17 protein-coding genes and 1 pseudogene are annotated in these 17,974 nt (G+C 70.9%); 10 read left to right on the forward strand and 8 right to left on the reverse strand.

Features of this window, described 5'->3' with window-relative positions; translation table 11 throughout:
- Nucleotides 1-180: 180 nt before the first annotated feature.
- From D8M35_RS17255 to D8M35_RS10775, 4 genes and pseudogenes are all read right to left on the reverse strand, one after another.
- A pseudogene (locus tag D8M35_RS17255) lies at nucleotides 181-912 on the reverse strand (pentapeptide repeat-containing protein); the annotation flags it as partial.
- Nucleotides 913-1,262: 350 nt separating this feature from the next.
- A complete protein-coding gene (locus tag D8M35_RS10765; protein ID WP_126891855.1) occupies nucleotides 1,263-2,195 on the reverse strand; it encodes an acetamidase/formamidase family protein in 933 nt (310 codons plus the stop codon).
- Nucleotides 2,192-3,637 carry an APC family permease gene (locus tag D8M35_RS10770; RefSeq protein ID WP_238638191.1) on the reverse strand — a complete coding sequence of 482 codons (1,446 nt, stop codon included), beginning with the start codon at nucleotides 3,635-3,637 and terminating at the stop codon, nucleotides 2,192-2,194. The genes D8M35_RS10765 and D8M35_RS10770 overlap by 4 nt, the downstream gene beginning before the upstream one ends.
- 169 nt (nucleotides 3,638-3,806) lie before the next feature.
- A complete protein-coding gene (locus tag D8M35_RS10775) occupies nucleotides 3,807-4,736 on the reverse strand; it encodes a proline iminopeptidase-family hydrolase (protein ID WP_238638192.1) in 930 nt (309 codons plus the stop codon).
- 84 nt (nucleotides 4,737-4,820) lie between these two features.
- On the opposite strand from D8M35_RS10775, the gene D8M35_RS10780 reads away from it, so the two are divergent.
- Together D8M35_RS10780 and D8M35_RS10785 are read left to right on the forward strand one after the other, a co-directional pair.
- Nucleotides 4,821-5,552, forward strand: coding sequence for a FadR/GntR family transcriptional regulator (locus tag D8M35_RS10780; protein WP_126891857.1), 732 nt, complete (start codon nucleotides 4,821-4,823; stop codon nucleotides 5,550-5,552).
- A 204-nt stretch (nucleotides 5,553-5,756) separates the two neighbouring features.
- Nucleotides 5,757-6,854, forward strand: coding sequence for a type I restriction endonuclease (locus tag D8M35_RS10785; protein ID WP_126891858.1), 1,098 nt, complete (start codon nucleotides 5,757-5,759; stop codon nucleotides 6,852-6,854).
- A 57-nt stretch (nucleotides 6,855-6,911) separates the two neighbouring features.
- On the opposite strand, the gene D8M35_RS10790 is transcribed toward D8M35_RS10785, so the two are convergent.
- Nucleotides 6,912-8,492: a Na+/H+ antiporter gene (locus tag D8M35_RS10790; protein ID WP_126891859.1), complete on the reverse strand. Its 1,581-nt coding sequence runs from the start codon at nucleotides 8,490-8,492 to the stop codon at nucleotides 6,912-6,914.
- A 147-nt stretch (nucleotides 8,493-8,639) separates the two neighbouring features.
- Here D8M35_RS10790 and D8M35_RS10795 point away from each other — a divergent pair, with 147 nt between their 5' ends.
- Entirely contained in the window at nucleotides 8,640-9,131 is a 492-nt protein-coding gene (locus D8M35_RS10795) for a helix-turn-helix domain-containing protein (protein WP_126891860.1), read from the forward strand.
- 3 nt (nucleotides 9,132-9,134) lie between these two features.
- Entirely contained in the window at nucleotides 9,135-9,683 is a 549-nt protein-coding gene (locus D8M35_RS10800; protein ID WP_126891861.1) for a PIN domain-containing protein, read from the forward strand.
- Nucleotides 9,684-9,968: 285 nt separating this feature from the next.
- On the opposite strand, the gene D8M35_RS10805 is transcribed toward D8M35_RS10800, so the two are convergent.
- From D8M35_RS10805 to D8M35_RS10815, 3 genes are all read right to left on the reverse strand, one after another.
- On the reverse strand, nucleotides 9,969-10,625 hold the full coding sequence (locus tag D8M35_RS10805) for a DUF1345 domain-containing protein (RefSeq protein WP_126891862.1): 657 nt from the start codon (nucleotides 10,623-10,625) through the stop codon (nucleotides 9,969-9,971).
- 94 nt (nucleotides 10,626-10,719) lie between these two features.
- Nucleotides 10,720-11,841 (reverse strand): DUF475 domain-containing protein, encoded by a 1,122-nt coding sequence (locus D8M35_RS10810; RefSeq protein WP_126891863.1) that lies wholly within the window; start codon nucleotides 11,839-11,841, stop codon nucleotides 10,720-10,722.
- A gap of 164 nt (nucleotides 11,842-12,005) precedes the next feature.
- Complete coding sequence (locus tag D8M35_RS10815) at nucleotides 12,006-13,583, reverse strand: UDP-N-acetylglucosamine 1-carboxyvinyltransferase (protein ID WP_238638193.1); 1,578 nt, start codon at nucleotides 13,581-13,583, stop codon at nucleotides 12,006-12,008.
- Nucleotides 13,584-13,816: 233 nt separating this feature from the next.
- Between D8M35_RS10815 and D8M35_RS10820 the strand changes: the two genes are divergently transcribed.
- From D8M35_RS10820 to D8M35_RS10845, 6 genes are all read left to right on the forward strand, one after another.
- A complete protein-coding gene (locus tag D8M35_RS10820; protein ID WP_126891864.1) occupies nucleotides 13,817-14,101 on the forward strand; it encodes a flagellar FlbD family protein in 285 nt (94 codons plus the stop codon).
- Nucleotide 14,102: 1 nt separating this feature from the next.
- Nucleotides 14,103-14,918: a motility protein A gene (locus D8M35_RS10825; protein ID WP_126891865.1), complete on the forward strand. Its 816-nt coding sequence runs from the start codon at nucleotides 14,103-14,105 to the stop codon at nucleotides 14,916-14,918.
- A 2-nt stretch (nucleotides 14,919-14,920) separates the two neighbouring features.
- Nucleotides 14,921-15,853 carry a flagellar motor protein MotB gene (locus D8M35_RS10830; RefSeq protein ID WP_126891866.1) on the forward strand — a complete coding sequence of 311 codons (933 nt, stop codon included), beginning with the start codon at nucleotides 14,921-14,923 and terminating at the stop codon, nucleotides 15,851-15,853.
- A gap of 65 nt (nucleotides 15,854-15,918) precedes the next feature.
- Nucleotides 15,919-16,800, forward strand: a complete 882-nt coding sequence (locus D8M35_RS10835; RefSeq protein ID WP_126891867.1) for a flagellar motor switch protein FliM — start codon at nucleotides 15,919-15,921, stop codon at nucleotides 16,798-16,800.
- Nucleotides 16,797-17,504 (forward strand): flagellar motor switch protein FliN, encoded by a 708-nt coding sequence (gene fliN, locus D8M35_RS10840; protein ID WP_126891868.1) that lies wholly within the window; start codon nucleotides 16,797-16,799, stop codon nucleotides 17,502-17,504. The genes D8M35_RS10835 and fliN overlap by 4 nt, the downstream gene beginning before the upstream one ends.
- Before the next feature lie 3 nt (nucleotides 17,505-17,507).
- The coding region (locus tag D8M35_RS10845) for a flagellar biosynthetic protein FliO (RefSeq protein WP_148113357.1) at nucleotides 17,508-17,974 on the forward strand (467 nt) is incomplete at its 3' end.

Here is a 17,974-nt window from a genome sequence, read left to right on the forward strand (position 1 = left end):
ACCGCCTCGGGCAGCTGCATCGCGAGGAACGGTGCCTCGAGCAGCGTCGCGATCGAGGGCTCGAGCAGGTAGCCGGTCAGCAGCGTCGTCAGCGTGATGCCGAGCTGCGCGCTCGACAGGTGCGTCGCCGTCCGCCGCGTTGACCTGCGACTGCACGAGGAGCAGGGCGCCGGACAGATCGGCACCGGCGAGGCGTGCGCCGCGCAGGTCCGCGCCGAGCAGCTCGACGCCGCTCAGGTCCGTCCCCCGCAGGTCCGAGCCGATGAGCACCGCGTTCCGCAGGGACGAACCAGGTCGGACCGCTCGCCGCAGGTCACGCCCGGCGAGGTCCTCGGGCAGGGAGCGTTCCTCGGCGTGCTCGTCCGCCGCTGCGAACCGCGCACGAGCCTCGTCCCGCAGGGCGTCGAGCAGGGGGAGGGCTGCGCGACGGAGTCCACCGAGGTCCAGCGCGGCGAGGGCGGCAGGGTCACCGCCGGACCGCGCGATGCAGTCGGCCGCCATGGCAGCGGCGCGGTCCGCGGTGTCGGGGTCCCAGCTCCGGTCGGCGACCTCGGTCAGGTACCAGGCGAGTTCGTGCAGCACCCGGACCACGGGGAACGCGGCGGACATCGCCGGTGCCAGGTCTGGACGCGCTCGCCAGGACACGCCGCCGAAGACGTCCTGGGTGACGCGCTGACCGGCGCCGGAGCACTCGAACACGGTGCACCCTCGGAAGCCGCGAGGGCGGAGGCGGTCGTGGATGGTGCAGGCGAAGTCGACGCCGAGCTCACCGCAGGGCGTTCCGGCGGGCTTGTCGACGGGGAAGTCCGCCGATCGGGCGAAACCGAGGAGGGTGCAACAGAGCGCGGCGCAACGGGTGCAGTCGGGGCGAAGGGCGGCGCGCGGATCCGTGTCGGGGCGTGTGTGGGTCATCAGAGGGTCTTCCTGTGGGTCGGGAGGGTGTGCCTGGCCGTCGGGACTCCGTCGAGGAGTCCCGTTCGCGGGCGCAGGCAATCACCTCCGGACGGCGGAGGGCCGGACGGGTGGCGCGGGGAGAGCGCTTCGTCACTGCACAGGGAGATGTGTCACTGTCGCGCAGTTTACCGCCCACCGGACGGGAGGCACGGGGCGGCCCGCCACGAGCCTCCCGGCCGTCGTCGTCCGTCCGGAACCCTCCGCACAACCGGAAGCAGCTCGCGCCACGGAGATCCGTGGCGCGAGCTGCTCCGCGTTGTGCGGCAGCACCGCGCGCTGCCGCCGCACACAGGCCCGTGCACGGTCCGCTACAGGACCGCCTTCGGCACCCGGTGCAGCGTCACCGCCCCGACCGCCGCGAACGGGTGCAGCGGGTCCGGGTCACCGGACCCGGTCGGCCCGCCGAGCTTCGAGTCGCCGACCGCGCTGAGCACGGCGTAGGCGTCCTCGGCGGTGAACCCGTGGTCCTCGACCAGGCAGGAGAACGCGTCCTCGTACCCGCGCCGCACGCTCTCCTGCACCGGGTCGCCGAGTCCGACGAAGAGCCACGCGTCGTCGGTCTCGATGCGCGGTGCCCGGAGGGGCCGCTCGCCCTGCACGAGGTCGACGGAGACGATCGCGGTGCCCTGCGCCTCGATCGCGACGAACGACGACTCGCCCTCGGCCATGATCGCGTGGATGTCCCCGATCGACAGCAGGGCACCCGGTACCCGCACCGGCAGGTACACGGTCGAGCCGGGTCGCGCCTCGGTGACGTCCATGTTCCCGCCCTCGGCGTACGCGGGCATGATCGTCGAGTTCGTCCCGGACGCCGGCGCGACGCCGATGCACCCGATCATCGGACGGACCGGGAACGCGTGCCGGTCGGTGACGTGCACGACGCCGTCCTCGATGGGGCAGCGGCGGGCGAAGACGCCCTCGGGCATGACGTGCTGGAGCGCACCGGACCCGGGCAGCGACACCGACCAGCCGTGGGTCGTCAGCTCGATGTCGTGGATGTGCACCGCGAGGGTATCCCCGGGCTCGGCGCCCTCGACCCAGACCGGGCCGGTGACGGGGTTGATCGATGCCTGCAGCTGCGCGAGATCGTGGTGCTCGTCGAGCTCGGCGTAGACCGCGTCCGTGGTCTCGAAGCCGATCGTCTCGCCGGTGCCCGGGGTGATCCGGAGCACGGGCTCGCGGTCGGCGGAGAACCCCGGCCGCCCCAGGGTGTTCGGCAGGTGGTGGTCGGGGGTGGTCATCGCTGGCCCCTCTCGGTGGTGGTGTCGAGGCCGCCGACGGACCCCTCGCCCAGTGTGCCGGGTTCCTCCGACCCCACCTCGGTCGAGCGGCCGGTCCGGCGGTAGTACAGGAACACCGCGGCGCCGACGACGAGCCAGACGATCCCGCCGACCTTCGCCTCGACGGCGGCGTTGAGCAGGACGTACCCGATGATCAGGAACCCGATGAGCGGCACGACGAGGTGCAGCAGCCAGTTCCGCGACTTCCCCTTCACCACGTGGTGCACGAACACCGACACGTGCAGGAGCATGAAGCCGAACAGTGCACCGAAGTTCACCAGTGACGAGATGGTGTCGATCTGCCCGACGAAGAACAGCACGAGGATCGCGGAGAGCACCGAGACGACGATGATCGCGTTCTGCGGGACCAGCCGGCCGTTGAGCTTGTGCAGGAACGCGGGCAGCTGCCGGTCGCGGCTCATCGAGAAGAGCAGGCGGCTCGTCGCGGCCTGTGCGGCCATGGCGTTCGCGATGCCGACGGCGAGCACGTTGACGGCGAAGAACGCGGTCGCCCAGCCGCTCGACGACGCCTGCTCGACGATGGTGAAGAACGCGTTCCCGGCCTCGCCCTCGGGGAACGAGTCACGACCGCCCGCCAGCGCCGACGCGAGCCACGTCTGCAGCACGAACAGGAACGCGACGATGACGAGTGCCAGGACCATCGCGAGCCCGGCTCCACCACGACGGCCGGTGGACTCCTCGGACAGGGTGGAGATGCCGTCGAACCCGAGGAAGCTCAGCACGGCGATCGACAGCGCCGAGGCGATCAGCGGCGCTGAGACCTTCGACGGGTCCCACACCTGGTCGGTGCTGAACGAGGCGCCGGGCACGGTCCCACCGGTGAGCGCGACGATCGCGATGACGACGAAGATCGCCACGAACACGAGCTCGATGAGCAGGAAGACGCGGTTCGCCAGCTTCAACGACGAGACACCGAGCAGGTTGATGACGGTGTTGATCGCGACGAACACGAGCGCCCACAGCCAGCGGGGCGTGCCGGGGAAGATGCCGACCATGCTCTCGGCCGCGAACACGTAGAGCAGCGTCGGGACGAGCAGGTAGTCGAGCAGGATCGCCCACCCGGCGAAGAAGCCGGCGGTGGGGTGGATCCCGCGGCCGACGTACGAGAACACGCTGCCGGCGAGGGGGATCGACTTCGCCATCTGCGCGTACGCGAGCGCGGTGAAGATCATCGCGACGAGGCCGACCAGGTAGACGAGCGGCACCATGCCGCTCGACGCGTTGTAGACGGTGCCGAAGATCGCCCACGGGGCGATCGGCACCATGAAGACGAGCCCGTAGACGAGCAGGTCGGTGGTGGACACGGAGCGCTTGAGCTCCTGCTTGTAGCCGTAGGCCTCGAGCTGCTGCTGCGCGGAGAGCTCGCTGTGCTGCTGCGACATCGTGGTTCCGTTCGGGGAGACGGTGCGTGGGAGGGGGATGACGGACGGGAGGCGCGGTGGCGGGGTGGGACGCGCTGGTCCGGTGGGAGGTGTCGGACGGGAGGCGCGTGGTGGGGGTGAGGACGCGCCTCCCGTCCGACGGGTGGTCGGCCTGGTGGGCCGGGCCGGGTCAGCCCGTGGGCTGGTCGCCCTGTGCGTGGCCGTCGTGCTCGGCGAGGAACGTCGCGACCACGCGGCGGAACTCCACGGGCTGCTCCAGGTGCGAGCAGTGGCTCGCCCCGGGGAAGACGTGCTGGCGGACGTCGGCGATGCGGTCGACGAAGGGCTGCCAGGTGGCGGGTGTCGCTTCGTCGTGTTCACCGGCGACGACGAGGGTCGGGACGGACACGCGGTCGAGCCGATCGATCACGGTCCAGTCGCGCATCGTGCCGATGACGTGGAACTCGTTCGGCCCGTTCATCGTGTGGTAGACCGTCGGCTCGGCCTCCATCTGGGCCTCGGAGTCGACGAAGTCCTGTGGCATCGGCACGACGCGGCAGACGTGGCGCTCGTAGAACACCTGCGTGGCGGCGACGTACTCGGGGTCGTCGACGGTGCCGTCCTGCTCGTGCCGGGTGAGGGCGTCCTGCACGTCCTCGGGCAGCTGTGCGCGGAGCTCGGCGGCGCCGTCGACCCAGAGCTGCATCGACGCGGGGGAGTTGCAGATCGCCAGGGAGCGCAGGTGCTCCGGCTGCCGCACGGCGATCTCGGAGCCGAGCATCCCGCCCCACGACTGGCCGAGGACGTGGTGGTCGCCGAGGCCGAGGTGGGCGACGAGGGCGGTGTACTCGTCCACGAAGAGCTGCGGGGTCCAGTACTCCGACGGTGCGTCGGGGCGGTGGGAGCTGCGGCCGCAGCCGAACTGGTCGTGGTGCACGACGGTGCGACCGGTCTCGTCGGCGAGGGCCGCGAGGTTCCGGAGGTAGTCGTGCGCCATGCCGGGGCCGCCGTGCAGGACCACGAGGGGGAGCGCGCCGGGGGTCGGAGCGTCGGGTTCGGTGACGCGGTACCAGGTCTCGCCGTCCTGGAACGGCATCGTGCCTTCGGTGATGCGGGACATGACGCACAGCATGGACCCAGCAAAGGTTCGCTGCAATACCTTTTCTCGTCCTTTAACGTGGACGAAACGCAAGGAGGGGGCGGAGTGCCAGATCGCGCGACGGAGACCCGGGTCGACGAGGTCGAGGACCGGCTCGTCACCGCCGTGGCGGTCGGCGAGTACCTGCCCGCTTCACGGCTCCCACCCGAGCGGGAGCTGGCCGTGCTCCTCGGGGTCGGACGCGTCACCGTGCGCGCGGCCCTCGCCCGCCTGGTCGACCGGGGCCTGCTCGAGACCCGCCGGGGCCGGGGCGGCGGCACCTTCGTCCGCTCGCAGTGGCCCGACTCGTCCTCCGACGCCGTCGGCCGGACGTTGCTCGCCCGCTGGGCCGGCATCCGCGACACCACCGACGCGATCGCCCTGCTGCACGGCGCCCTCGCCACCGCCGCGGCCGAGCGGATCACGGACGACGAACGCGCGACGCTGCGAACCCGGCTCGAGGACTTCCGCGCCGCGGCGTCCGGGCTCGAGAAGCAGCAGGCGGACGCCGTGCTGCACCGCACGATCATCGACGCGGCCGGCAACGCGGTGCTCGCCACGGCGCTCGCCGACCTCGAGTCGCAGGTGTCCATCGCGGCGCCCGCGCACCTGTGGGGTACCGCCGAGGGCATGGCCGAGATGGAGGATCGCGCGCTGCACGAGCACGAGGGGCTCGTCGAGGCCGTCTGTGCGGGCCGACCGGTCGACGCCGGGGTGCTGGCACGCCGGCACGTGGGTATCGACCTCGAGCTGCTCGAGCGGGCGATGCTGCGAGCGGGTCAGGTCCCGACCGGTTGACGCCTGTCGCAACGGAACCGCGAATGATCGTCTCCGCAGCCGCTTGGTTCGGCAGGGCGGCTTGGAGACGGTGCCGGAAGCGCGGTGCTGATCTTCAGTCCTCGGTCGTCATCTCTGCCCGTTGCTTGTCCCCAGGACAGGGGGACCGGCGGTCCACTTGAAGGACGATTGCTCAATTACGCTGAGCTCGACCGAGGAGGAACAGTGGAGTTCGAAGAACGTCTTGCAGCGCTCGCGACCAAGGTGCAGAACCAGCGAGAAGCCATCCAGACCGAGGAAGCGACGAAGAACGCGTTCGTGATGCCGTTCATCTCGACCATCCTCGGTTACGACGTGTTCAACCCGCTCGAGGTGGTACCCGAGTTCACGGCCGATGTCGGAGTGAAGCGTGGTGAGAAGGTCGACTACGCGATCATGCGCGACGGTGAGGTGCAGATCCTCATCGAGTGCAAGAAGTCGACTGAACCACTGAAGATCGAGCACGCTTCGCAGCTGTTCCGCTACTTCTCCGTCACGAATGCGCGCATCGCCGTTCTGACGAACGGAGAGGTCTACAACTTCTACACCGACCTCGACGCCCCCAACAAGATGGACGACCGCCCCTTCCTCGTCCTCGACCTCGCGGACATCGACGAGACACTCCTCCCGGAGCTGAGCAAGCTGACGAAGGACGTCTTCGACCTCGATTCGGTCATCAGCGCGGCGGAGGAGTTGAAGTACGTCGGGTCGATCAAGCGAGCAATCGCGGGGCAGTTCCGGGAGCCAGATGAGGACTTCGTTCGCCTCTTCACCTCCCGTGTGTACGAGGGGCGGTTCACACAAGAGACACGAACGCAGTTCAAGACCCTCGTCTCGAAGGCATCGAAGCAGTTCCTCAACGAGCAGGTGAACGACCGCTTGAAGACCGCTCTCGGCGCTTCTTACAGTGCGCCGATGCAACCCGAGGCCCCGGCTGCTGCATTGACGAGTGCCGCAGTCGCTGAGGAGGACCTCGACCGCGAGACGGAGATCGAAACGACGCTCGAGGAGCTCGAGGGGTACCAGATCGTCAAGGCGATCGCTTGCAGCGAAGTGAAGCCGGACCGCATTGCGCACCGAGACCAGAAGTCGTACTTCGCAGTACTCCTGGATGACAACAACCGCAAACCCATTGCACGCCTCTGGTTCAACGGCAAGAAGCAGAAGTACCTCGGGCTCTTCGACGAAGACAAGGTGGAGACCAAGCACGCCATCGACGGCATGGACGGGATCTACGAGCACGCGGAGGCGATCCGGGCGACGGTGCGTCACTACGGAAGCTGACTCGGGCGCTTCGTCGTTGCGTTCGTCGGCGGTGACGGGAGCAATCCTGGGGCGGGCTCAGGCCGGCGTCGACCCCTCGAGCCGCGCCTCCTCGGCGTCGTAGCCCGCGCGGACCTGCCGGAGCACCACGTCGTCGATCTCGTCGTCGTCCCGCAGCCGCAGCAGGGTGGCGGCCTTGTGCCGTACCAGGGCGAGCTCCAGTGCGACCGTCGCGTCGTGGCGTTGCAGGGTCGGGTGGTCCTCGTCCTCCTCCTCACGCGCCTGGATGACGTCGAGGTGGGCTTCGAGGTCGCGCCGGACGCGGTCGACCGTCGCCCGGTCGGCGCCTGCCTTCCTGGCCAACCGGGGGAGGGCGTCGAGCGCCTCCTCGACCGCGGTGCGCTCGGCGTAGCGTCGTTCCTCGCCGACGGACTCGTCCTCGGGCAGCGCCGCGCGACGCAGGACGGCGGGGAGCACGAGGGCCTGGCCGACGATGGTCACGACGACGACGCCGGCGGTCACGAAGACGATGAGGTCGCGGTCGGGGAAGGCACCACCCGACTCGAGCGTGCGCGGGACGGCGACGGCCATCGCCAGGGAGACCGCACCGCGGAAGCCGGCGAAGCCGCTCACGAGCCGGTCGCGGCGGCCCTCGCGGGGCTCGCCGCCGAACCGCCGGGTGACGAGCCAGACGGTGCCGCCGAGCGTGCCCTCGAAGGCGAAGCGGACGAGGACGAGCACCACGGACACCGCGAGCACGAGGCCGACCCCGGTCCAGAGTTCACGGGCGTCGAGCGCGCGGGCAGCGACCATCGCCTCGATGCCGACGAGCACGAACAGCGCACCGTTCAGCAGGTAGGTGAGGAACGACCAGAACGCACGGACCTGCTGCCGGGTCTCCGCCCGGTCGAGCTTCGGCGCCACCTGGCTCACGACGATGCCCGCGGCGACGACGGCGAGCACCCCGGACGCCCCGACCGCCTCGGCACCGAGGAACGCCGCGAACGGCACGAGCAGCGTCACGAGGTTCTCGAGCACGACCGTGTCGACCCGTCGGAGGACGAGCGAGCCGAGCCATGCGGCGAGCAGCCCCGCCGCGACCCCACCGACGTACGAGAGCACGAGCATGCCGGAGACGTTCCAGAACGTGAGCTCCTGGGTGCCGACGGTGACGGCGACCGCGATGCCGTAGACCACCAGGGTCGTGCCGTCGTTGACGAGGCTCTCCGCACGCAGCACCGTGACGTTGCGGCGGGGCAGCATCTTCGTGAGCACCCCCACGGCAGTGGCGTCGGTGGGTGCGACCGCGGCGCCGAGCACCCAGGCCGGACCCCACGGCATGCCGAGCAGGTGCAGGAGCGTGGCGACGACACCGGCGGTCACCACGACGAGCAGCGTGCCCATGAGGACGATGCCGCGCAGGTTCTTCCGGATCTCACGGAGCGAGGTGGTCAGGCTCTCCCAGTAGAGCAGCGCGGGGAGGAACAGCAGCAGCACCGCGTCGGCGGGCAGCTCCACCCGTCCGAACGTGGGGACGAACGCGAGCAGCGCTCCGATGACGAGCAGGAGCACGGGTGGTGCGATCCTGATCCGGTCGGCGACGGCAGCCGTCACGGCGATGGCGAGCCCGAGGGCCACCACCAGTTCTGGACCGAGCACGTGTCTCCTCGCGGTTCGTCGGACGCGTCAGTCAACGCCGCGGGTACTGCGAGTCCTTCCCGATCCGCGTCCTGTGGCCGGTTCGTCGGTTTCCCCGGTCACGACGTCGATCTGCACCTTTTCGGTTCTTGCGGATACGATCGGTCCATGGCGATCTCGACCTCACCCCGCAGCCGGAACGCCGGAGCCCGCACGTACCTGCCGACCGACGACTCGAGGGATGACCTCGTCGACTTCGCTCGGCTCCTCCACGAGAGTTCGGCGGAGCCGCACAAGGGCGCGGCGTTGCGTGCTCCCGACGGATCGGAGCGCCCGATCCCCGAGGAGCTCTTCGCGATCCTCGAGCAGGTCGCGGACGCTCTCGCCAACGGGAGCGGTGTCACGGTCGCCCCGAACGACATGCAGATGACCACGCAACAGGCTGCCGACTTCCTCGGCGTCTCGAGGCCGACGTTGATCAAGTACCTCGAGGACGGCACGATCCCCTTCGACAAGCGCGGTCGTCATCGCAGGGTCCTCCTCCGCGACGTCGTGACGTTCCAGGAGGACTTCCGCGTCAGCCGACGGGCTGCACTCAGGGAGATGGCTCGCGGGACGCAAGCGCTGGAGCGACAGCAAGCGGCCTCAGCCGGAGCGTGACCGATGGCGTTCCCCGCCTTCTTCGACGCGTGCACCCTCTACGGCATCCGGCTGACCGACCTGGTGCTCCGGCTTGCGGATGCGGGAGCGTTCCGAGCGCTGTGGTCTGACGGGGTCCTCGACGAGGTGCGGAGGAACGTCGTCGGCGCGGGCGTCGACCCGTCGCGGATCGGCAGCCGGATCAGGGCAATGCAGCGGTTCTTCCCGGACGCGACGGTGACCGGGTACGAAGCGCTCACAGCGGCGATGACGTGCGATCCGAAGGACCGCCACGTCCTGGCCGCCGCCGTCCGGGCGAAGGCCGACGTGCTCGTGACGTTCGACGTCCGAGGCTTCCCGGAGGCTTCCATCGCACCGTTCGATGTCGAGGTCGTGCACCCGGACGACTTCCTGCTCGACCAGCTCGACCTGTTCCCCGGTGTCGTGACGAGGGTCCTGCTCGAGCTGGCGGAGGACTACGACGACCCACCGCTCACGATCGACGACGTGCTGGAGGATCTCCGCCGCGCTGGCGTACCGCGCTTCGCGTCGGATGTCCGCCGGTACCTGTGAGCCCGATGCGTCCTGCCCGGCCCCTTCGCGTCGGGGGCGGCCGGCCTGCTCCGGTGTGAGGGATCGGATCTGCGTCGCTGGCGCACGGAGCACGATGAGTCGGGATCGCCGCCGACGGCTCGGGGTCGCGCTCGTGGTCACCGCGGCCGTCGTCCTGCTGGCCGGCTGCGTCGGTCAGCCGCCCGGCTCCACCACCGCTCGGGACCGGAGCGCCCCGGACGCGCAGCACCACGGCCCCGCTCCGACCGACCGCTCGTGGGGACGGATGCACCCTGGGAGCCCGACTCAGCTTCCCAACCCCGCGACCAGGTTGATCACGCTGGCGATCACCACCGTGCCGAAGAAGAACGACAGGAGCGCGTGCCGCAGGGTCGTCGCCCGGATGGTGCTCGACGTGATCGTGGTGTCCGACACCTGGTAGGTCATGCCGACCGTGACGGCGAAGTACGCGAAGTCCGTGTACCGCGGTGGTTCCGGCTGGTTGAAGTCCACCCCGCCGGGCGTCCCGCTGTAGTAGAGCTCGGCGTACCGCAGCGTGAAGAGCGTCTGCACGAGCAGCCAGGACAGCAGGACGCTCACGACACCGAGGGCGGCGGCCAGGTCCTGCGCCGTGCCGTGCAGCCCGCGAGCGGTGCTCAGCACGACGAGGATCGCGACGACGCTCGCTCCCGAGGCACCGACGAGCAGCAGGTCCGACGTCGTCCGCTTCGGGTCCTCGCGAGCCGCCCACCGCGCTGTGCGGTCGGCGTCGGCGCGGAGCAGCGGGAAAGCGGTGACGACGTAGACGGCACACGCCGCGGCCCAGCCGACCGAGGCAGCCCAGCGGGGCCCGGCGGTCAGCGCCGTGACGACCGCGACGACGACCCCGACCGCGACCATCAGCACGAGGCGGTGACGGTAGCGGCGGGACCGCCCCGTCCGCGGGTCCAGGGGTGCGCTCATGCCGCTCAGCATGCTGACCGGAACCGTCAGCGCGCCCGGGACACCGGGCAGCCGCGCTGAGCGTGCACCCAGGGCGCTACGGAGTGCGATCGCGTCAGCCGGCCAGCGTCCGCCGCCGGGCCCGTCGTGCCCACGCCCGCCACGGCAGCGAGCTGGCCAGCGCGAGACCGATCACGACGGTGCCGAACCAGGCCACGACCGTCCCGGGGACCGGGACGAGCAGGCTGGTCCAGAGGAGGACCGCGAGGACCCCCAGGACGTACGCGGCCCCTGCCTTCAGGTACCGGAGGCGCTTGAGCGTCGCCGCCTGGTCCAGGTGCGAGGTCGTCCGGGCGAGGAAGACTGCGCCGACGGCGATGGCAGTGACCGCGAGTGCGGCCTGCTCGAGCGCACCGAGTCCGTCGGCGCCGAGCAGACCCGACCCCGACAGGCTGTACACGCCGTCCAGGATCTCGAACAGCATGAAGACCACGAGGCCGCGCTCGAAGACCACCGTCGAGGCGTAGGCGTGCACCCGCCACGCGCCGCGCGTGCCGACCGACCCGGTGTCCGTGCCGTCCACGCCCCGCAGCGCCCACCGCGCGATCCGCTTGGACACGAGGTACGCGCCGACGCCGGCCGCGCCGCCGACGGCGACCGGCAGCACAGCGTCCGGCGTCCACGCGTCCTGCCGTCCGACCAGGACGGTCGTGCCGAGCACGCCGGTCGCAGCGGTGACCACGGACCAGGCGCGCGGCCGCGCGACCCGGGCGAGCCGTGCCTCCAGACCGCCCAGCCAGGACCGCCGTGACAGGCGGTCGGTGTTGAACAGGTACTCGGCGAACACCGACCAGATGAACGCTGCGCCGAAGGCGGCCAGCGCGGGCCGGACCTCGGCGAGGTGTGCCGAGAAGGACCCGGGGGCGAAGACAGCCTCGTCGACGGCTGACGCGGGGTCCGTCGCCCCGCCGACGGCGACGGCCGCGGGTGGCAGGACCAGGCGCATCGCGAGCACACCGGCGACGATGCCGATCGACAGGAAGAGCCGTCGCGCCGGGGAGTGCAGGCGCCCTGCGATGCCCGCCATCGGGACCGACGAGTCGGCGGCCATGGCGATCTCGAGCAGGGCGAGCGCGCCGAAGGCAAGAGCTGCTGCCGGGCCGAGCGCGACCCATGCGACGGTCGCGGTCGCCACGGTGAGGACGAGGGGGACGGTCAGGAGCGATCTCGTGGCCATGCCCCCATGCAGCACCTGGCGTCTGGATCGTGGGTCCGTCCCGTCTGGCAGACGCCCTGGAGGCTCCGGTGCGTTCTCCGCGACGGGTGACGGCCCGTCCCCACTTGCGGGGACGGGCCGTCGGGTGCGGCGACCGGCGGGGTCGCCGAGGTGGCGCTGTGGGATCAGTCGTGGAACGTCTCGATGGATGCACCGAGCGAGTTGAGGCGCTCCTGCAGCTGCTCGTAGCCGCGGGCGATGATGCCGACGTTGCGCAGGACGCTCTCGCCCTTCGCCGCGAGCATCGCCAGCAGGATGACGACGGCGGGTCGCAGCGCCGGCGGACAGCTGACCTCGGCACCCGAGAAGTGCGTCGGACCGGTGACGTCGAGACGGTGGGGGTCGCGCAGGGTCACGGTCGCGCCCAGGCGGGTCAGGTCGAGCAGGTGGATCGCCCGACCCTCGTACACCCAGTCGTGCACGAGCGTGGTGCCCTCGGCCATCGCCGCGATGACGACGAAGAACGGCAGGTTGTCGATGTTCAGGCCGGGGAACGGCATCGCGTGGATCTTGTCGATCGGTGCGTGCAGCTCGGACGGGTGCACCGTGATGTCGACGAGGCGGGTGCGACCGTTCGCGGCGGCGTACTCCTCGCTGACGTCGAAGCGCAGGCCCATCTCGGCCAGGGTCGCGAGCTCGATCTCGAGGAACTCGATCGGCGCACGGGTCACCGTGAGGGTGGACTCGGTGACGATGCCGGCGGTCAGCAGGCTCATCGCCTCGACCGGGTCCTCGCTCGGCCAGTAGTCGACGACCTCGTCGATCCGGCTCTTCCCGGTGATGCGGAGCGTCGTCGAGCCGATGCCCTCGACCTGCACCCCGAGGAGCTCGAGGAAGAAGCAGAGGTCCTGCACCATGTAGTTCGGGCTGGCGTTCCGGATCGTCGTGACGCCGTCGCGAGCGGCCGCGGCGAGGATCGCGTTCTCGGTGACGGTGTCGCCGCGCTCGGTCAGCACGACGGACTTCGTCGGCACCTCGGTGTTCGCCACGTCGACCTCGTACCAGCCGGAGGTGGCTTCGACGTCGACCCCGAACGGGCGGAGCGCGATGAGGTGCGGCTCCACCGTGCGGGTGCCGAGGTCACAGCCGCCGGCGTAGGGCAGGCGGAACGAGCCGTAGCGGCCGCTGAGCGGGCCGAGGAACATGAGCACGCTGCGGGTGCGGCGCGCCGCGTCGGCGTCGATCGCGTCGAGGTGCAGGTCCGACGGCGCGACGATCTCGAGCACCTCGCCGTCCTCGGACCACGTGACGGTCGCGCCGAGGCTGCGGAGCACGTCGATGATGCGGTCGACCTCGACGATGCGGGCGACCTTGTGGAGGCGGGTGACACCACGGTTCAGCAGCGACGCGCAGAGCAGCGCGACCGCGGCGTTCTTGCTCGAGTTCACCGCGATGGAGCCGCTGAGCTTCCGCCCGCCCTGCACGCGCAGGTGCGCGCGCTGCGGGGCGCCGCCGATGGACACGATCTGCTGGTCGAGGGCGTCGCTGATGCGCGTGAGCATCTCGAGCGACAGGTTCTGGCCGCCCTGCTCGATGCGGTTGATCGCACTCTGGCTCGTCCCGACGCGTTCGGCGAGCTGGGACTGGGTCATGCTGCGGCCCTTGCGGGCGCCCCGGATCAGGGCGCCGACCTCGCGCAGCGGAGCGGCGGGGGAGGTGCCGGCCGGCTCGGCGGGCGTGACGACGGTTGTGGTGTCGGACATGGTCGTCACGGTAACACGCTCATGAGATAAAACCGGGGATGGATCCCGGCGTTCTCGCAGGATCAGATCGGGAATAACTCGTCCATGAGAAGTTGCGCGACGGGTGTCCCCCGCAGTGGACGTCGCGCTAACGCCGCTCGGCCGATCGCCGATAGTCACCGCTGCACACCCACGGACGGGTCTGCATCCCGCCCCACGGACGGCGGCGGGACGATCGAGAACCAGGACGGGCCATGATCGTCGTCACACGACTCAACGGCAGCGCATTCGCTGTCAACCCCGACCTCGTGGAGCGCATCCAGGAGACGCCGGACACGACGCTCATCATGGTCGACGGCGCCAAGTACATCGTGCGCGAGTCCATGGCCGACGTCATCGGCCTGGTCGCCGCCTACCGTGCGCGGATCGTCGGCATGGCCTACGGCACCGACACCGCGACGAACGCGACCGGCCCGCAGCCCACCCTCGCTCCGGTCGCACCGCTCGTCGCTGCCAGTCGCCGGGACGGGGGTCGCTGACGTGGACATCGCAACGATCGTCGGGATCCTCCTCGCCTTCGGCGCCCTGTTCGGCATGGCGCAGATGGAGCACGTCGAGATGGCGGGCCTCTTCCTGCCCGCGCCGATGCTCCTCGTCTTCGTCGCCACCATCGGCTGCGGTGTCGCGAGCACGACCATGAAGGACGCCCTCGCCGCCTTCAAGACCGTCCCGAAGGCGTTCACCGGCAAGGTGACCCCGCCGCAGACCGTCATCGACGACGTCGTCGGGCTCGCCGAGACCGCTCGGGCCAACGGCCTGCTCGCGCTCGAGCAGGAGGCCGACAAGCACGACGACCCGTTCATGAAGAAGGCCCTGCAGAACATCGCCGACGGCACCGACGGCGACGAGCTCCGGATCCTGCTCGAGGACGAGATCGAGTCGAACGCCGCACCGATGCGGAGCGCCAGCGCGTTCTTCATGGGCCTGGGCGGCTTCGCCCCGACGGTCGGCATCATCGGCACGGTCGTCTCGCTGACCCACGTCCTGGCGAACCTCGGCAAGCCCGACGAGCTCGGCCCGCTCATCGCGAGCGCGTTCGTCGCGACGCTCTGGGGCCTGCTGACCGCGAACTTCCTCTGGCTGCCGTTCGGCGGCAAGCTCCGCAAGCTCGCGCAACTCGAGGCCGACCGGCAGACCCTGCTGATGGAGGGGCTGCTCGCGGTGCAGGCCGGCAGTCAGCCCCGACTGCTCGGTGAGCGCCTCACCGCGATGGTGCCGCCCGCCGCACGCGGTGCCGTTGGCAAGGGCGGGAAGGCCGCCAAGGCCACCGCCGACGACCAGCAGCTGGCGGCCTGACCGTGAGCGCGAACCCCCGCGGGCGCGGGCGCGGTCGGAAGAAGGGCGGCCAGGACGAGGCCGAGCACCCCGACGAGCGCTGGATGGCGTCGTACATGGACATGATCACGGTGCTCATGTGCATGTTCCTCGTGCTCTTCGCCATGTCGTCGGTGGACCAGGAGAAGTACATCGCGCTGAAGAACTCGCTCGCGACGGGCTTCGGCGAGGTCAAGTCCGGGAAGGTGGACACCGCGTCGGGCACGATCGTCTCGAAGTCCCAGGTGACGAAGGACGGCAAGGGGTACGCGACGGACAAGTCCGACGCCGACCACTCGACCGCCGCGTCCGGCGCCGACGACACGAACGTCGACCCGGCGTCGACGGCGGTGCCGCCGGTGGCGTCGAAGGCCGACCTGGCAGCGGCGCAGCGGGAGCTCGACGACCTCAAGGCCATCGAGGCGGCCATCCAGGGGAACCTCGACCAGGCGGGGGAGTCGTCGAAGGTGCAGTTCGCGGTCGACGACCGCGGTCTGACCGTCCGGCTCGTCGGCAGCGAGACCTACTTCGCGACGAACAGCGCCGACCTGTCCGACCAGGCCCGCCGGATCATGGACGCCATCGCCCCGGTCCTGAAGACCAGCGGGCACGACGTCAGCGTCGAGGGCCACGCCGACCAGCGGAACTCCACCGCCCCGTACGCGACGAACTGGGAGCTCAGTGCCGCCCGCGCCACCGGGGTGCTCCGTGACCTGGTCGAGCGCGGCGGGATGCCGGCGGACCACGTGCAGAGCGTCGGGTTCGGCTCGAGCCGCCCGCTCGCCAAGGGTGCCAGCGACGCGGACAACACGTTGAACCGACGGGTCGACATCGTGGTGCTGTCGAACCAGGACCAGGACGTCAGCGAGCTGATGCCGGCCCTCGCGACGGCACAGGACGGAGCACGACAGGGATAGACCCCGACGCCCCAGAACGGGGCACAGCGCTGACGCCTGCCCGTCGTCGGCCGACAGACGCACCCGTGACCGAGACCCTGCCCGCGCCCGAGGTGTACGATTTCGCGCGCCCGTCGACGCTCGCCCGCGAGCACGCACGGGTCCTCGAGCTCGCCTTCGAGACGTTCGCACGGCAGTGGGGCACGCAGCTCACCGCGAAGGTGCGTGCCGTCAGTCAGGTCACCTGCGAGCAGGTCTCGATGACGACGTACGACGAGTACGCCGCGTCCCTGCCGGCGCTGACCGGCATGGTCCTGCTGCCGATCGCCGACACCGCACCGAAGGGTGTGCTCCAGGTCCCGCTCGACGCCGCGCTCACGTGGGTGTCGCACGCCCTCGGCGCCTCGAAGCCGCTGCCGACCCCGGAGCGCACCTTCACCCCGATCGAGCAGGCGCTCGTGCGGAAGATCGTCGAGGACGCCCTCGACGACCTCCGCTACTCGTTCGGCGGGCTCCTCGCGCACGAGGTCACGACCGGCGGGTTCCAGTTCAACAGCCAGTTCGCCCAGGCCGCGCAGAAGGGCGACCTGATGATCGTCGCCGCGTTCTCGATCCGGGTCGGCGACCGGGTCGCCCCCGGCACGCTCGCGCTGCCCGCCGAGGCGGTGCTCCCGCAGCTCGGCGAGGACACGACGAGCGTCTCGGCGGCCGACGCCCGCGCCCTGCTCGACGCCCAGCTCGCGAGCGTCCCGGTCGGCGTCAGCCTGCACTTCGCGCCCGCCGCCGTGCTGCCCACGCAGGTGCTCCGGTTGGCCGTCGGCGACGTCCTGCCGTTGCCGCACCCGCAGCACCGTCCCCTCACCATCGCGGTCGACGGCGAGCCCGTCGGCACCGCCGCCGTCGGCGCGAACGGCTCGCGCCTGGCCGGCATCGTCGTCACCACCACCGATCCGGAGCAGCACGCATGAGCGCCACCACCACCCTCCACGCCACCGCGGCCGAGTCGCTCGCGGCCCAGCTCCCGACGGCGGCACCCCTGACCGCCCTGCCCCTGCCGGGAGGCGCGACCCCGGTCGTCCTCGAGGCGGCGGTCGACGGCGTGGTCGCGTCCTTCGTCGGCGGGCTCTCCGCGGACCTCGCGCTGGTCCTCACCGACCTCGGTTCCGTCGTCGCCGCCGGCGGCGCGGACGCCGGCCTGGTCGACGTCACCGACGTGCTGCGCCCGTCGCTCGAGGCCGCGGCCTCCGTGCTCGGCGTCGGCGTGCTCGGGGACGCCCGCCGCGAGTCGGCCGCGTCGCTGTTCGCGGACCCGGAGACGGTCGTCTTCGAGCTCACCGCGGGCGGGGTCCCCGGCGGCTGGTTCGGCCTCCGCGTCCGCGAGAACGGCACGGTGTCGGCTCCGGTCGCCGCCGGCGCGGTCCCCGCCGGGAACCTCGGCCGCATCAACAACGTCGAGATGACCCTGACGGTCGAGATCGGCCGGACCCGGATGTCGGTGCGCGACGTGCTCGGCATGGAGCCCGGTGCCGTGGTCGAGCTGGACCGCAGTGCCGGTGCCCCCGCGGACGTCCTGCTCAACGGCCGGCTGATCGCCCACGGCGAGGTCGTCGTCGTCGACCAGGACTACGCGGTCCGGATCACGAAGATCCTCGACGTCGCCGAGACGGTCTGACGCGTGGACACCCTCTGGATGGCCCTCCGGGTCGCCGTGTCGCTCGGCGTCGTGCTCGCCCTGATGTGGGTGCTGCACCGCCGTGCGACGAAGGGCGGTCTCGGAGCCGCGACGAAGGCGCGCGGACGTCGCTCCGCCGCGGTCGAGGTCGTCGGTCGTCAGGGGATCGGCGGCAAGGCGAGCGTCGTCGTCGTCGACGTCGAGGGGGAGCGCCTCGTGCTCGGCGTGTCCGAGCAGAGCGTCTCGCTGCTCCGCAGCGGCCCGACCCCTGCACCGGAGCTCACCATCGTCACTGGACCGGTCGTCCTGCCCACGGAGCCGCGCACGCCGGCGCCGGCCACGACCGCCGACCGGTTCCGTGTGGAACTCGAGCGGCAGGACCACGCGACCACGGGCCTCCCGGCCGAAGCCGCGACGGGCACCGCGTCGAGCTCCACGGTGCCGCTCCCGATGCGGCCCCGCGGCAGCGC

This window comes from Curtobacterium sp. HSID17257, from assembly GCF_003989515.1.
Taxonomy (GTDB): Bacteria; Actinomycetota; Actinomycetes; order Actinomycetales; family Microbacteriaceae; genus Curtobacterium.